Below are 15,188 nucleotides of genomic sequence, written 5' to 3'. Positions count from 1 at the left end.
CCCGCGCGTTGCGAGCGGTAGGAGACGACCGGAGCGGTCCTGGCGGCTGTCACGAGCCCCCGTGGAATTGTTCGTATTCAGCCGCGTCCCACCGGTAGTCCACGAAGATCTGCTCGCCCTCCTGAATGTCCCGGAGCGCCCGGAACACGATGTCGTTGCGCGACATCCGCGGTTTGAACCGGGCGTTCGGCTCCGGCGAGTGGTTATACAGCGACCCGTACCCGAGCGCGATGGCCAGTTCACCGGTGCCCGCGTCCCACTCGAACACGTAGTGCTCGAGTGCCTTCCCCCCGGGGCCTTTGGGGTGCGTCGGAATCCGGACGACCGGACACTCCTCGATCACCTCGCCCGCACGGTAGGCGCGGCCGGCGAACACGCCGCGGCCCATACCGCGGACCTTTCGGACGTACAGGGCGGGCGGTTCGTTCGTGGTACTCATGCTTCGGCGCGGGTGCTCAGGTTCGATCGGCGTGCTGTGGCCTTTGGCCACATCGATTCGCCGGTGCCGGCGGCTTGAGGACTAAACGGGGGCGGACCGCGAATCCGTGGCCGGTGCCGATGGCACGCCCGGAGCGATCCGCGCGTTCGCACAGTTCGGGTCAGCCGAACGAATCGATCCCATGTGCGACAGCAGACGCAGGCCGCCGCGCGGTCGTCACGGCGACCGCGCAGAGAGGACCGGACGGGCTGCTGGCGGCGACACGGCCGCGGCCGCACGTAAACTGACCCCGGGCGAGCGGATCGGCGTTAGAGCGCTGACGGCGTGGCGCCGGGGAGCAGAGGGATGGAAGAGATCTACGTCAGCACCGATGTCGAGACGGACGGGCCGATCCCCGGCCCGCACTCGATGCTCAGCTTCGGGTCGGCTGCGTTCACCGCCGGTGGGAAGGTCCTCGGGACGTTCGAGGCCAACTTGCGCACCCTGTCCGGCGCCTACGGGCACCCCGAGACGATGGCCTGGTGGAGGACGCAACCGCACGCTTGGGACGCGTGCCGCGAGGGGACGCGGGAGCCCGCCGACGTGCTGCCCGAGTACGTCACGTGGGTGAAGGGCCTGCCCGGCAAGCCGGTGTTCGTCGCGTACCCCGCCGGGTTCGATTTCCTGTTCATGTACTGGTACCTGATCCGGTTCGCCGGCGAGTCGCCGTTCTCGTTCTCGGCGCTGGACATGAAGACGCTCGCGATGGTGGCGCTCGGGTGCGACTACCGCAACGCGACGAAGAGCAACATGCCCCGCGGGTGGTTCTCGGACCGGCCGCACACCCACCGGGCGCTCGACGACGCGCTCGGCCAGGGGGAGCTGTTCTGCAACATGCTCGCGGCGGCCCGCAAAAGGCAATGACCCCGCTCGACTGCCCGCGTCACGGCAGCCACCGTGCTGAAATCGCCGGGGTGGTAATGTCGCGGGCGAAGCGTTCTTGAGCGGGCCGAGTTGACTACAAGGCTCGTTGGCCTCGCCCTTGCGGTAGGCTCGATAACTGCTGCCGGATCGTTCCACGGGGCTTGTTGACGACGGCGAAGATGGCCGAGGTGGCGGACGCGATTCTGGCGCCGACTGGTTTCGAGACGACGGCCGGACTGCACGCGTCGTATGCACTTAGCTCGACTGATGCCGAATCTGTGACGCTTATCCGGCGGGTGCGAGCGTGGTAAGCAAGAGCTCGCGTACGGGCTCCGGGAGTTTATCAAGACCCATGGTTTGCCCGGCCTGTGGCAAAAGTGCCTCGGCCCAGAGCCACCGCCGGACCGCCGCCAACGCATCGGAGAAGGTTGTGACGGTCTTGCCCGGCCATTCCACGGCCCCGGTTCGCTTCGATGCGGGCAGGGTGTGGAACAGGACGGCCACCACGGTGTACAACCCGAACAGGCACGGGGCCGCCCGCAACACGGTCTTCTCGCGCCACCCGCGGGTCGTCTCCAGGCCCAGTTCCGCGCGCATCTCTTGGAACGTGGTCTCAATATTCCAACGGCCGCAGTAGATCGCGATGACCGCCGACACGGTCAGGCCGAGGTCCGTGGTGAAGAAGTACTCGTCCCGGTGTGTGCCCGTCGTGTCCCGGACGAATACCCAGCGGATCGGCACCAGGCTGTACTTTCCGCGAATCAGCCGTGCTCACGCGGCCAAGTCCAAGCACCGGTAGGCGAGGTCGCGGATTTTCGTGTGGTCGTGGTGCTCGCCCACAACGGCCCGAATCTCCTCGGCCAACAGCTCGTGTTGCCAGGCCCGGCGCTTGTCCGCGTGACTCGGGCGCCGGCTCGGATCGTCCCACGGGGACGCGGACCGGTGCCCCACCAACTCGTCCGCGTTCCGAGCCCAGGCCCACACCTCGGTCAGGGTGTGCGCCCATGCACACAGGTGGAAGCACCCGACGTTCGACGGCACCCCGCGCACCTGTTGCTGGCCCGTCCCGGCGACTTGTTTGAGATCCCGGAAGCACGTCTCCAGGGTGAACCGGTCGGCCACCCGTTCCAAGATGTCGGTCACCGTCGCGCCCGGGTCGGTGCTGAAGAACGCGACCCATCCGTGGGGCTCGTCCACCAGCACCACCCGGATCGCCCCACCGGCCGGGCGCCAGGTGGCCACGAACGTCTTGTACCGCTTCTCGACGGTCTTCCCATACACGGTGAACGTGCCGGTGCTCCACCCGCCGTTGTGCCCGGCCCGCTTGGCCAACGAGATCCGTGCCGTTCCGTACACCCGCGGGCGCCCGCGCAGCCCGGGCTCCCGCGCGGGCGGTAACGAGCACAGGGCCGCATCCCGGCGGAGCCGGCTCACCACCGTCACCCCGAGCTTCCGCAGCGGCTTCAGCACCGGCCCCTGGGCGTACGCCCCGTCGGCCACCACCCACACCGCCATGCCCCACATCTTCAGCCATCCGTGCGCCCACCGCACCAGGTCAACGGCCATCGCCAGCTTGGTGGCGAACCGGGGCCGATCGGTCGCCCGCACCGCGCCCAGGTTCGCCTTCCGGATGTACAACCGGGCCAACAGGGGCAGAGCCACGACCCCACCCAGTGGATGCGCCACCAGCAACCCGAGCACCACCCACACGTGCCCGTACACGAATGCGCTCCCGGCCGGCCCGGGTGTCGGGTTGTGATGCACCCCGGCCCCTTGTACCTTCGGTCCGTACCGGGCGGTCGGTGTGTCGTCCAACGCCAGCACCACCCGCGGCCCGGTCACCAGGGGCTTGAGGATCTCGACCAACAACCGGGTCGCGATGCGCTCGACCCGGCGCCCGACCGCGGCCGCGGTGGGGTAACAGCGGCGGTATTGGGACGATAATCCGGCCGCCCGAATCCAGCAACTCAGGGCGTGCCGCCCGCGGGCCAGCAGCACACCCAGGAACAGGGCCGCCAACCGCCGACCCGAGCGCCGATCCAGTGCCCCGGCCAGAACCGAAAACCAGTGGCAACGCGGGGACGGAGTATGCGCAGATGGCATGGCCGTGTCCGTTCGGGGTGGCTGGTCGTGTGGTAACGCCATCCTCCCGGACGGGCCGGCACTCGTCTACTCCGAACCCACCATCACCTCCCGACCTACAAATTCGCGGAAAGTACAGACCAGGCCGTGACCCGCTTTATACCAGTGCCCGGTTCCGGTGAGCGTATCGACCTGCCTCTGGCCGCCCCCGTACCATCCCACCTTCAACGGGGCCAACGCCGGGGCCGCATCGACCACCTGACGCGGCTTGGGCACGGGCGCGCCCTTGACCCGAGGCCGGCCGTGGCCCGAGTACGGGGGCGGGGGCTCGAACAGGTTGGCCTTGGGGTGCAACTTGCTCACCAGGGTGAGTCGGTCCCGGTGACGCTGGGCGAACCGGGCGACCTCATGGGTCCCGTACCCGGCATCCCCGGCCAATACGAACGTGCGGTTCGGGAATCGGATCAGCAGGGCCCGCACGAGCACGCACATGATCCGCGCCGGTGTCCGGTGCGGCCGGTTCCGCTAAGTGACTGTCCCATATGTGGCGGTTGGGTGGGTAGAATGGTCCATGCGAACCCAATCCTACCCGAGCGACGTGACCGACGAGCAGTGGGGGCTCATCGAGCCACACATCCCCGTGTACCCCGGCGGCCGTCCCCGCACCACCGCCCTGCGGGACGTCACCGACGCGGTCTTCTACGTGCTGCGGACCGGTTGCCAGTGGCGGTACCGGCCCAAGGACTTCCCGCCCAAGTCCACGGTCGGGCGGTACTTCGACGAGTGGCGACACAACGGCACCCGCGACACGATCCATGACCTTCTCCGCAAAAAGGTCCGCACCGCCGAGAGGCCGTACTCGCCCCGGACGACCGCGAGCGTGGATAGCCAGTCGGTGGACACGACCTCCGGCGGCGAGGAGCGGGGCCGGGACAACGCCAAGAACGTGGACGGGCGGAAGCGGCACATCCTCGTGGATTCCATGGGGTTGCTGCTGGCCGTGCTGGTGACGGCCGCGAGCGTCGATGATGCCAAGGCGGCGGCCGAACTGTTCGGCCGGCTGGACGAGCAACCGATGGGGAAGGTGCGCCGGGTGTTCGCCGACCGCAAGTACCACAACTACGCCCTGTACGAGTGGGTCGAGACGAACGCCCGGTGGGAGCTGGTCATCGTCCGCCGCCCGGACGGGGCCAAGGGGTGGGTGAAGTTACCGCGGCGGTGGACGGTGGAGCGGACGTTCGCCTGGCTGGGGACGTGCCGGCGGTTGTCCAAGGACCGGGAGAAGACGGTGCGGTCGTCGGAGGCGTTCGTCAAGTTGGCCATGATCCACCTGATGCTCAACCGGCTTGAGCCGAAAGGGGGCGACGCCGAGTTTCAATACCACACGGTGGCATAAATCTCACATATGGGACAGTCACTTACGGTCGTCTTCTTGAGACCGGTACAGGTCGATGAGAATGGGCAGCGCCCACGGGCGGGTGGCGAACGGGAACTTGACGAGCACGGCGAGCACCACCCACTTGTGCCCGTACCGCCACGCGGTGTAGGCGTGGGACGATCGTACGTGGTCGCGGTGCCGGGCCTTGCCGTACACGCACCGACCCGGGTGCCCATCGACCGTGTCGTCGCCGACCAGCATCACGGGGCCCGCAGGGACCACGTGGTCCAGCAGGAACCGCATCACGGCGCACCCAACCGCGAGCCCGGACCACGGCGCGCGTGAGAGCACCCGTTGGTAATCGGTCCGGTGCCCCGGTGTCAGGTGCCGGAGCGTGCGCAACAGGTTGGCCACGGTCCGTCGCCCGGTCGTGACCAGGGCCCCGACCAGGAGCGTCGAGAACCGTTGGTATGTGGGGTTGGTGAAATGCAGCGCCAGAACCTGCACCAGGTCGTGCGCCTCGGGTGGTAGAATCATGGCAGCCGTCCGTGGGCGAGGGCCATGGGAGCTTCAGCAACCCTCATGTTACCTCACCACGGACGGCCCCAGAATCGGCATCAGTCGAGCTTAGGGACTCGGCAAAAAATAACTATCCCAATTCTCGTATCGTAGGATGACCTTCTCGGTGGTACCCGCAGGAGGTCGCTGTGATTCCGTTCGGCGAGACACTCACGCCCGCGTTGATCGAGGCGGCGAACGATCTGCGCGGGGCGCAACGACGGTTGTTCATGGCCCGGGTGGTGCGTGCGTTGGGTCCCGGCGGTCAACGCCGAGCCGAAGAGGCGTTCGGGTGGAACCGGGTCACCATCCGCAAGGGCATGCGGGAACTGAACTCGGGCGTCGTGGCCCGCGACGCGTTCTCGGCGCGAGGCCGGCACCGTGCCGAGGACCGATTGCCCGACCTGCTGGCCGACATCCGGGACCTCGTCACCAGCCAGAGCCAGGCGGACCCGCGGTTCCGCACCCTGCGCCTGTATACCCGGCTGACGGCCGAAGAAGTGCGGCGTCAGCTGGTCGCCACGAAGGGGTACCGCGCGGACCAGTTGCCCCAGGCGCGAACCCTCCGCACCAAGCTCAACGACCTCGGGTTCCACCCGACCAAGGTTCTCAAGTGCGTGCCCAAAAAAAGATCCCCCAGACCGATGCCATCTTCGCACGGCTGAAGGAGATCAACCCGCAGGCCGACGCTAGTGCCGACACGCTGCGGCTGTCGCTGGACGCGAAAGCCGGTGTTCAGGTGGGGGCGTACTCGCGCAAGGGCAAGAACCGAGTACGAACGAAGGCCGCGGACCACGACTTCCGGGCCGAAGAGGTCCTGACACCCTACGGGCTGTTGCTGCCGCGTGACAGCGACCTGTGGCTGTACTTCACGACGTCGCGGGTGACGAGCGATTTCATCGTGGACATCCTGGACCGCTGGTGGGTACAGCACCAGCCGCGCTTCCCGCGGGTCCGGACACTGGTCATCAACCAAGACAACGGGCCGGAGAACAAAGGCCGGCGAACCCAGTTCCTCAAGAGGATGGTGGCCTTGGCGCGTCAGCGGAGGCGGCTCGTGCGGCTGGCGTATTACCCGCCCTACCACAGCAAGTACAACCCGATCGAGCACTGCTGGGGGGTACTCGAGAACCACTGGGGCGGAGATCTGTTAGACACCCGCGAAGCGGTCCTCGGGTTCGCCCGGTCGATGACCTGGGGCGGCAAGCATCCCACCGTTGAGGTACTGACCGATGCCTACCCGAAGGGCGTCCGCTTGACGAAAAAGGAAATGGCGCAGGTCGAAGACGAGGTTCATCGGCTGCCGGATCTCAACGATTGGTTCGTGGACATCCCTGGCCACGAACTGCCTCCGTTGGGATAGTTATTTTTTGCCGAGTCCCTTACGCGGCTGAAGCCCTGAGTCGCGTGACGCGCTCTCACAACAACTGCCGCGGCGCCCATTGCTCAGGGCGCTGCGGCGGTTTCATTACCGAAGGGGCGATCAGTAGCTGCGGGAGTACCCGTTGCGGCTGGCGCCGCTTCGCGATCCGCCGGACGAGCCGCCCTCGCGGGGCTTGGCTTCGTTCACCGTCAGGCTGCGGCCGCCGAACTGGGCCTGGTTCAGACCCTGGACCGCTTCGTCGGCCCCCTCCGCCAGTTCAACGAACGCGAACCCGCGGCTGTTACCGGTGTCGCGGTCCGTGCAAATGGTCGCGCTCAGCACGCGGCCGAACGCGGAGAACATCTCGCGCAGTTCGTCGGCGGTTGCGTTGAACGGCAGGTTACCAACGTAGAGCTTCTTCAAAACGCACTCTCTTCTGGGCTTTCGGCCCGGGAAACGGACGGCGCACGGCTGGAGCAGCCGTGACCGGGTCAGGAGCCGCGTTGCGGCGGAGCAGTCCTGGGTGCTGTGAGTGGACGGCACAGGGCGGGCAATCCAAGATGAGCTGGCGCGAGCGGAACGATAAAGCATCATCTCCTGACGGGCGGACTGGTTGTCCGCGTGAGGACATTATACCCGATGCGGGGCGCCGCGCGAATGCCGATTCCGACTTTCGCGTCAGGGCTCACGGACGCGTTCCGCGTTTCACGGCGAGCGCCGTCATGCGCCCTCCGAAGCATTGCGCGGAACGGTCCGAGGTTAAACCCGACTCACGCTGAACGGGCGAATACGTCCCTTGCCCACTCGTTTAAACACAAGTGGGTCGCGCGTCGGGCGTCGCCACTTACAGGTCGTTGAGGCTGAAGACCTGACCATCGGCGCGGTTGCATGCCGCCTGGAGCGCGCTAGTGGTCACCCCGTAGCGCACGTTCCGAACCGAGCCGTCGCAGAACGCGCTTTGGAAGCCGCTCGAATGCGCCGAGCCGTACCGGTGCCCGTAACTGCCCCAATCGGTCGTGACGATATCTTGAGCGGGTGGGTTGGTCAGGAACCGGACCGAGTCCCAACCCCACCCCGAGTAGTAGCCGGTGTTGTCCCCCCACATCCCGCCCGTGTATACGTCCTTGGACACGAACTTCTCGGCAAAGACGATCGTGTTGGACGTTCCGTCGGCGATTGTCTGAAGCTGGATGACGCCGGCGTTGAACCGAACGACCACGCCGTTGTGCGGTTCGACGTTCTCGCCGGTCGTTCCGCCGTTGGCCACGTAATCGCTGAGCATCCCGCCGTTGTAAATGGTCGGCGCCCGCCGGGACGGGCAAGAGAACATCTTCAACGCCGTGCCCTTGACGGTGGCGTCGGTCGCGTTCCGCCACAGGTTGTCCTGCTCGATGTACGGCAGGATCTGGTAGCCCCACCCCCACGTTTGGCTCGTCGCCTGTGTGGCGCTGGCGGTGGCGTAGCTCCCGTTACTCCCCAGACGCGCGGAGTAATACCGGTCGCCGCCCTGGGGGAAGTACCCGAGGGTGTCGTGGTGGTTGTGGCACGCGAGCGCGAGCTGCTTGAGGTTGTTGGCGCACGACATTCGTGCGGCGGCCTCGCGGACCTTTTGGACGGCGGGCAGCAAGAGCCCGATCAGGATCGCAATAATCGCGATCACCACGAGCAGTTCAATCAGCGTGAACCCGCGCCGACCGGCGCGGCGGGCGGAGAGAGGGTGGGAGAACACGTACGACCTCCGGCAAAGTAACGGAAGGAGTGAGACACGATCCGGCCGCGGCGCGAACGCGTCACGGCTTTTTGTGATCCGCGGGAAAACGGAGCTTCTCGAACTCGGACGCGGAAAACGGACGCACGCTGAGCCGTGAATCGACAACGTACCGCGTGCCGCCCGAGCCGACCTGCTCGTAGGCAAGCACATTGACCGCGTCCGATGCCCCGAGCTCGCGCACGTTCACGCCGGCCACAATTACGAACGGCTTCTGGTCGTTCGGGGACACCAGAACGCTGGCCGGATCGGTCCCGGGCACGTCCGGCAGGAACCGCTTGAGTTCCTCCGCGCTCCGGGGCGGGCGTTTGAGCCCGTCCGACGCCCGCCCGTAAGCGGTGCCGATCGCGCGAAGGCGCTCTTCTGTCGGGTTCGCGGTCGTCTGAACGGAATCGCTCGAACAGCCCGCGAGAGCAACGAGAGCAAACGCCGCCAACGCCCACCGTGGCCAGGTGTGGCGCGTTAACTGGTCCGGAGAGGGGGACCGGGACATAAGGGCCTCACAGCAGGATGATGACCGAAAAGGAGAGTGGCTACTTTTGACAGAACGCAACGCAGGCGTGCGATCGCCCGCGACGACACGAGGATACCCACTCCGGAGTTGCGTGCAAGCGCTTTCTAAGGGTTCCTAACTAAATCACTCAGGCGGCCGAAGGAGAGGCTTGGCAGGCGATCGTGACGGCCGTGCCAACCACTGTGTGGTTTGATGTGTGAATGTCGGGCTGGCGGATGCGGCTTTCGTGCGTGCTGTAGTCGGAAATGGGGCATAACGCGACTGATGCGCGTTCAAATGACCCGGCGTCAGGGTAACATGGGTGCGTGTGCTCCCGAGGTCGGCCGCGCCTCCTTTTCGTTCGACTTGGCGCGGACCCTGCCGCGGCGTTCCCTTGGAGCGATGACGGTTCCGAGCCGGGTGTCGAGTCGTAATGTGAAGATGCTGCCCTATTTGGAGATCATTGCGTGCTGCGATCCCTTCTCATCGTTGCTCTCCCCGCGCTCGTTCCACCGCCCACTGCCCACGCGGCAGACAAACCCATCCCCCCGCGACTCGTCGTACTCGTGTACTTCGATCAGTTCCGGGGCGATTACCTCGCCCGCTGGAAGTCACAGTTTGGCGAGGGCGGATTCAAGCGAATTACGGACGAGGGGGCCTGGTTCGATAACTGCCATTATCCCTACGCGTACACCGTCACCGCCGCGGGGCATTCGTCGGTCGCGACCGGGTGCGGTCCGGCCGAGCACGGGGTCGTTGGCAACGACTGGTTCGATCGGGGCGTGGGCAAGTCGGTCAACTGCGTTGGTTCCGAGCGCCATGAACAGGTGCCATTGCGGACACTCGCCGGCACCGACGAGGACGAGAAGAAGGGGGCGAAGGGCGGTGTATCACCCAATCGACTCCTGAAGCCGACGATTGCCGACGCGCTTAAGCTCGGCACCGTTGGGAAGGGTAAAGTGGTCGCGCTTTCGCTCAAGAACCGCGGTGCGGCGCTGCCGGGCGGCAAATCGCCCGACGCGGTGTATTGGATGGACGGTGGAACCGGACAGTTCGTCACGTCCACATTTTATCGCGACGCCGTTCACCCGTGGGTTGCGGACTTTAACAAGATCAAGCCGGCCGAGCGGTGGCGCGGCAAGACCTGGGACCGGTTCCGGGCCGACCTCGACTACGCGAAACTGAGCGGCCCCGACGACGTGAGCGGTGAGAGTAAAGGTGCTGCCGGGCAGGGGCGTGTGTTTCCGCACCCGTTCGAGCCGGCCGACCCGAAAACCAAACCCGCTTACCTGAACGCAATCTACACGTCGCCATTCGGTAACGATTTACTGCTCGAACTCGCTGAAACCGCGGTCACCGCAGAGAAACTGGGGGCCGACGACGTTCCCGACCTGCTGTCGCTCAGTTTCTCGTCAAACGACGCGGTCGGTCATGCATGGGGGCCGGATTCGCAAGAGGTGCTTGATGTGACGCTTCGCTCCGACCGGATCATGAAGCGCCTACTCGACACGCTCGATTCCAAAGTGGGGAAGGGCAAGTACGTTCTTGTGATGACCGCCGACCACGGCATCTGTCCGTTACCGGAGGTGAGTCGCAAAGAAGGGCGTGACGCGGCGCGCGTTCAACCGGCCACTGCATCCAAGATCGAGGCGTTCCTAACAGAGAAATACGCCAAAGGGACTGCAAAGTGGGTTGAGGCCATATCGGGACCGTGGGTGTATTTGAACACGAAAGCGGTGAAGGCTGCAGGACTTAAACAATCGGACGTTGAAAACGCTCTTTCCGACTGGCTGACGAAACAAACCGGAGTTCAAGCCTCATACACCCGTACCGCGCTCATGGATGGCGTTCCGGCAACGGACGCGATCGGGCAAATGGTTACGCGTTCGTTCCACGCAGAGCGGTGCGGAGACGTGTACGTGCTGCTGAAACCGTATTATCTGCCGTCCGCAACGCTCGGTACCGGCACGACACACGGTAGTCCGCATCCATACGACACTCACGTACCGCTGGTTGTATATGGCACGGGCGTCGTTTCTGGGGTGCGTAAGGACCGAGTCACGCCGCTCGCGGCGGCCGCAATCCTGGCGAAGGCCGCCGGCATAAAGCCCCCGACCGGATCGATTACAACCGTTCCTGATGGGCTCTTCAAAGCCGCACAAAAGTGATGCTTACAGATTTTCAAGAAGCTGTCCTGGCGTGTCGTTATAACGAGACGCTGTTGTAAGCCGAGGCCGGCTCAGGTCTGACCAGTTTCGGCCGTGATTGCTCTTCTACAAGCGGTAAAAAGTCCGATCCCGTTTCTGAGTAACGCTTTATGGTGCTCAGCGACGCTCGGCGAGTTGACGGTTGGGTGTTCGGGGTGCTACGATGTGGGAGAAGAACACGTGAGGCACGGGCGCTGGGGCCGTGCAGTTGGACGGGGAACGAGTGAAGTAGCGACGAACCTGTGTCGGTGCCAATCCGGCTGGTCAAGCGAACCCTTTTCCGCGAAAAATCTGTCCAAAAGTGTGCGAGTCGTGGTTCGGGCGCAAGCCCGTTCGAGCGGATGACTTGCACGTCACGAGGGGGACCGGGATTCGGCGTGATGCCGGTCCGGTTCCGAGATGGGGCTTGGCGAACGGCTGCCGGGGCCCTATACCTCAATCTTCCCCACGATTGCGGACGCATCGTGCCGCGAAAGTGACGGGCAGACATGCCCGCACGTGTTAGTTATTTGATGTTCGAGACTGGTTCGCGAGTCGGAAAGAAAAGTGATGGGACGGGTTGACGGATGGGGGTCGCGAGCTAAGATGATCGGAGTGACGCAAACGCAACGCGGGTAACGAGTTGCGACGCGAAAAGTTGGTCCGGCTCGCTCGACCAGGGCGGCCGAACCATTCGGGTTCCGGAAGCGGCTCGTGAGGGCGGCGGACGGGGCTCAACAAGCCGGTAAGACGGCCAGTGGCAGGTGGTGTGACCTCCTGCCGAGACGGTCTTTGACAACGTGGTGAAGCAAGTTAAGTTGCATCTTCGTCGGTGCCGCTTGCGGGTCGTCTGGGTGTGGCGTCGCTCCTTCGGGTGCGGGGCCGGGTCCGGCGGGTTGCGGGTGGCGGCGATCAGTGACAAGACGAGACACGAGCCTTAGAAGTGGTTGAGATAATCTCCGTTGGTGGCACATATCGGTGCCGCGGCGGAACTAGTGGTGATGCTCGACTAACGGTACCCGCTTGCCGGCGGGTGCGGTGGTCTGGGCAGTGCGGCCAAGCTAGTAAGGGCGTGTGGGGGATGTCTTGGCACCAGGAGGCGAAAGGGCGTGGAAGACTGCGAAAAGTCCGGGGGAGTTGTCAAACGAACTTTGATCCCGGAATACCCGAGCGAACGCAGGGAACTGAAACATCTCAGTACCTGTAGGAGGAGAAAGAAACCTCGATTCCGTCAGTAGCGGCGAGCGAACGCGGAGTAGCCCAAACCGGGGGTAACACCCCGGGGTTGTAGGACCGCAGTTAGGATCCGGAGTTCCAAGCTGAAGCACCTGGAACGGTGCGCCGCAGAGGGTGAAAGTCCCGTAAGCGACTGGAGCGACGGCCGAGCGGTATCCTGAGTAGGACTCAACACGTGAAAGTGAGTCCGAAGCGGCGGGGTCCATCCCGCAAGGCTAAATACTCCCTGGTGACCGATAGCGTAGAGTAGCGCGAGCGAACGATGGGAAGAACCCCGACAAGGGGAGGACACTGAACCTGAAACCACATGCCTACAAGCGATCGGAGCCCCATGTCGTAAGACGGGGTGACGGTGTGCCTTTTGCATAATGATCCGGCGACTTACCGTAACCAGCGAGGTTAAGGGCCTTTGGTCCGGAGCCGAAGCGAAAGCGAGTCTTAAACGGGCGTCAAGTTGGGTGCGGTAGACGCGAAACCACGTGACCTACGCATGGCCAGGATGAAGTGGGGGTACAACCCCATGGAGGACCGAACTCATTTGGGTTGAAAACCGATGGGATGAGCTGTGTGGGGGAGTGAAAGTCTAATCAAACGTGGAGATAGCTCGTTCTCTCCGAAATAACTTTAGGGTTAGCGTTCGGATAGTTGGCCGTGGGGGTAGAGCGACTGATTGCGAACGGGGGCCTACCCGGCTACCCGTCGCAGCCAAACTCCGAATACCGCGGTTCAAGTCCGGGCAGCTAGACGGTGGGGGATAATCTTCATCGTCGAGAGGGGAACAGCCCAGATCGCCCGCTAAGGTCCCAGAGTCGTGCTCAGTGCGAAAGGAAGTTGGGCTCCGGAGACAGCCAGGATGTTGGCTTAGAAGCAGCCACCATTTAAACAACGCGTAATAGCGGACTGGTCGAGGAGCCCTGCGCCGATAATGAACGGGACTCAAGCACGACACCGAAGCGGCGGGTGCAGCGATGCACGGTAGGAGAGCGTTGGGTGTGCGGCGAAGCGGTACGGGCAACGATCCGTGGAGCGCACCCAAGTGATTATGCCGGAATGAGTAGACGATAAAACGGGTGAGAATCCCGTTCGCCGTAAGCCTAAGGGTTCCTGGGGAAGGTAAATCCGCCCAGGGTTAGCCGGTGCCTAAGGCGAGGCCGAAAGGCGTAGCCGATGGGGAGCAGGTTAATACTCCTGCGCTCCTCGCGTAACACGGGACGCCGGTCCGAAGCAGTGTAGGCTAATTAGATTGCCTCAGGGCGCTTATGATCCCGATATCTGCTGAGGGCCGGCCGAGAAAACCGCGCGAGAAACCGTACTAAAACCGACACAGGTAGGCGAGATGAGTATTCTAAGGCGCTCGAGAGAACGCTCGTGAAGGAACTCTGCAAGTTAAACCCGTAACTTCGGGAAAAGGGTTGCCCACGCGAGTGGGCCGCAGTGAAAAGGTTCTGGCGACTGTTTACTAAAAACACAGGTCTGTGCGAAGGCGTAAGCCGCGGTATACAGACTGACGCCTGCCCGGTGCTGGTAAGTTAAGGGAGAGGGTTAGCCGCAAGGCGAAGCTCGCAACCGAAGCTCCAGTAAACGGCGGCCGTAACTATGACGGTCCTAAGGTAGCGAAGTTCCTTGTCGGGTAAGTTCCGACCTGCATGAATGGCGTAACGACCGGAACACTGTCTCCACGAGCGACTCGGTGAAATTGTAGTTGTCGTGAAGATGCGACATACCCGCAGCTAGACGGAAAGACCCCGTGAACCTTAACTGCAGCTTGGTATTGGGTTTAGACCCAGCATGCGTAGCGTAGGTGGGAGGCTATGAGCGGCGCATCTCGGTGCGCCGGGAGCCAACGATGAAACACCACCCTTGCTGTGTTTGAATTCTAACCCGTCGTGTGGAACGACAGGGACCGTGCTAAGTGGGCAGTTTGATTGGGGCGATCTCCTCCTAAACGGTAACGGAGGAGTGCAACGGTACCCTCAGCCCGGTTGGCAATCGGGCATCGAGCGTAAAGGTATAAGGGTGCTTGACTGCGAGCCCGATGGGGCGAGCAGGGACGAAAGTCGGCCTTAGTGATCCGGTGGTCCCGGATGGAAGGGCCATCGCTCAACAGATAAAAGGTACTCCGGGGATAACAGGCTTATCTCCTCTGAGCGTTCATAGCGGCGAGGAGGTTTGGCACCTCGATGTCGGCTCATCACATCCTGGGGGTGGAGAAGCTCCCAAGGGTTCGGCTGTTCGCCGATGAAAGTGGTACGTGAGCTGGGTTTAGACCGTCGTGAGACAGGTCGGTCCCTATCTGCTGTGGGCGGAGGATACTTGCGGGGCTTTCTCCCTAGTACGAGAGGACTGGGAGGGACACACCGCTGATGTTCCAGTTGTGGCGCTAGCCGCACCGCTGGGTAGTCACGTGTGGACGGGATAAACGCTGAAGGCATATAAGCGTGAAACTTCCCCCTAGATCAGGTATCCCGCGCGAGCGAAGGCTCCTCGTAGACCACGAGGTCGATAGGCCGGACGTGTACGCGTGGCAACACGCTCAGCTAACCGGTACTAACAGCCGACCGCTTGGCCGCACTCCCCACTCCACCGCTCTGTCTCGAATGACACACGCGATGCGACTTGACGCTTCACCACGTTGTACCGATACACCGTCGGGGTAACACCCGACACGAACCATGCCGGTGACCATACCCAAACGGAAACACCCGTTCCCATTCCGAACACGGCCGTGAAACGTTTGAGGCCGATGGTAGTGCGTCCAGCGCGAGAGTAGGTATCGCCGGCT

Annotated in this window: 11 protein-coding genes, 2 rRNA genes and 1 pseudogene; 6 read left to right on the top strand and 8 right to left on the bottom strand. The window is 63.8% G+C overall.

From position 1 onward, the window contains the following. Positions 1 to 49: 49 nt before the first annotated feature. Positions 50 to 439 carry an SET domain-containing protein gene (locus tag GobsT_RS19880; RefSeq protein WP_010052450.1) on the bottom strand — a complete coding sequence of 130 codons (390 nt, stop codon included), beginning with the start codon at positions 437 to 439 and terminating at the stop codon, positions 50 to 52. Positions 440 to 784: 345 nt separating this feature from the next. Here GobsT_RS19880 and GobsT_RS19875 point away from each other — a divergent pair, with 345 nt between their 5' ends. Continuing rightward, positions 785 to 1,342: a 3'-5' exonuclease gene (locus tag GobsT_RS19875; protein ID WP_109570989.1), complete on the top strand. Its 558-nt coding sequence runs from the start codon at positions 785 to 787 to the stop codon at positions 1,340 to 1,342. 285 nt (positions 1,343 to 1,627) lie between these two features. Here GobsT_RS19875 and GobsT_RS19870 read toward each other — a convergent pair whose 3' ends face one another. The 3 genes and pseudogenes from GobsT_RS19870 to GobsT_RS19860 all read right to left on the bottom strand — a co-directional run. Then, complete coding sequence (locus GobsT_RS19870; protein ID WP_010053415.1) at positions 1,628 to 2,083, bottom strand: hypothetical protein; 456 nt, start codon at positions 2,081 to 2,083, stop codon at positions 1,628 to 1,630. Between the two features lie 30 nt (positions 2,084 to 2,113). Further along, entirely contained in the window at positions 2,114 to 3,445 is a 1,332-nt protein-coding gene (locus tag GobsT_RS19865; protein ID WP_029600695.1) for an IS701 family transposase, read from the bottom strand. Between the two features lie 66 nt (positions 3,446 to 3,511). Continuing rightward, positions 3,512 to 3,928 (bottom strand): annotated as a pseudogene (locus GobsT_RS19860) (transposase); the annotation flags it as partial. Positions 3,929 to 3,995: 67 nt separating this feature from the next. Here GobsT_RS19860 and GobsT_RS19855 point away from each other — a divergent pair. Then, positions 3,996 to 4,820, top strand: coding sequence for an IS5 family transposase (locus GobsT_RS19855; RefSeq protein ID WP_010038832.1), 825 nt, complete (start codon positions 3,996 to 3,998; stop codon positions 4,818 to 4,820). An 18-nt stretch (positions 4,821 to 4,838) separates the two neighbouring features. Here the strand turns inward: GobsT_RS19855 and GobsT_RS19850 are convergent, their stop codons facing one another. Beyond that, positions 4,839 to 5,339, bottom strand: a complete 501-nt coding sequence (locus GobsT_RS19850) for a transposase (RefSeq protein ID WP_010052912.1) — start codon at positions 5,337 to 5,339, stop codon at positions 4,839 to 4,841. A gap of 173 nt (positions 5,340 to 5,512) precedes the next feature. On the opposite strand from GobsT_RS19850, the gene GobsT_RS41130 reads away from it, so the two are divergent. Beyond that, positions 5,513 to 6,723 (top strand): ISAzo13 family transposase gene (locus tag GobsT_RS41130; protein WP_417936405.1). Its coding sequence is split into 2 segments (ribosomal slippage): positions 5,513 to 5,984 and positions 5,984 to 6,723, totalling 1,212 coding nucleotides; the frame shifts between segments, so codons are not numbered across the junction. A gap of 120 nt (positions 6,724 to 6,843) precedes the next feature. Here the strand turns inward: GobsT_RS41130 and GobsT_RS39785 are convergent. The 3 genes from GobsT_RS39785 to GobsT_RS38860 form a co-directional block, all read right to left on the bottom strand. After that, entirely contained in the window at positions 6,844 to 7,146 is a 303-nt protein-coding gene (locus GobsT_RS39785; RefSeq protein WP_010050922.1) for an RNA recognition motif domain-containing protein, read from the bottom strand. Positions 7,147 to 7,567: 421 nt separating this feature from the next. Further along, the gene (locus GobsT_RS19835) at positions 7,568 to 8,452 is read right to left on the bottom strand and encodes a DUF1559 family PulG-like putative transporter (RefSeq protein WP_010050924.1); all 885 of its coding nucleotides are present in this window, start codon (positions 8,450 to 8,452) and stop codon (positions 7,568 to 7,570) included. A 61-nt stretch (positions 8,453 to 8,513) separates the two neighbouring features. Further along, the gene (locus GobsT_RS38860) at positions 8,514 to 8,984 is read right to left on the bottom strand and encodes a hypothetical protein (protein WP_197905131.1); all 471 of its coding nucleotides are present in this window, start codon (positions 8,982 to 8,984) and stop codon (positions 8,514 to 8,516) included. A gap of 566 nt (positions 8,985 to 9,550) precedes the next feature. On the opposite strand from GobsT_RS38860, the gene GobsT_RS19830 reads away from it, so the two are divergent. The 3 genes from GobsT_RS19830 to rrf all read left to right on the top strand — a co-directional run bounded on the left by GobsT_RS19830 (position 9,551) and on the right by rrf (position 15,188). Then, positions 9,551 to 11,152 (top strand): alkaline phosphatase family protein, encoded by a 1,602-nt coding sequence (locus GobsT_RS19830; protein WP_162542150.1) that lies wholly within the window; start codon positions 9,551 to 9,553, stop codon positions 11,150 to 11,152. A 1,072-nt stretch (positions 11,153 to 12,224) separates the two neighbouring features. Next, positions 12,225 to 14,976, top strand: a 23S ribosomal RNA gene (locus tag GobsT_RS19825). 104 nt (positions 14,977 to 15,080) lie between these two features. Next, positions 15,081 to 15,188, top strand: a 5S ribosomal RNA gene (rrf, locus tag GobsT_RS19820).

Origin of the sequence: Gemmata obscuriglobus, assembly GCF_008065095.1 — a bacterium.
In the GTDB taxonomy this organism is placed as follows: Bacteria; Planctomycetota; Planctomycetia; order Gemmatales; family Gemmataceae; genus Gemmata; species Gemmata obscuriglobus.
Note: the sequence above shows the minus strand (reverse complement) of the source record. Positions and strands in the feature narration are given on the sequence as shown.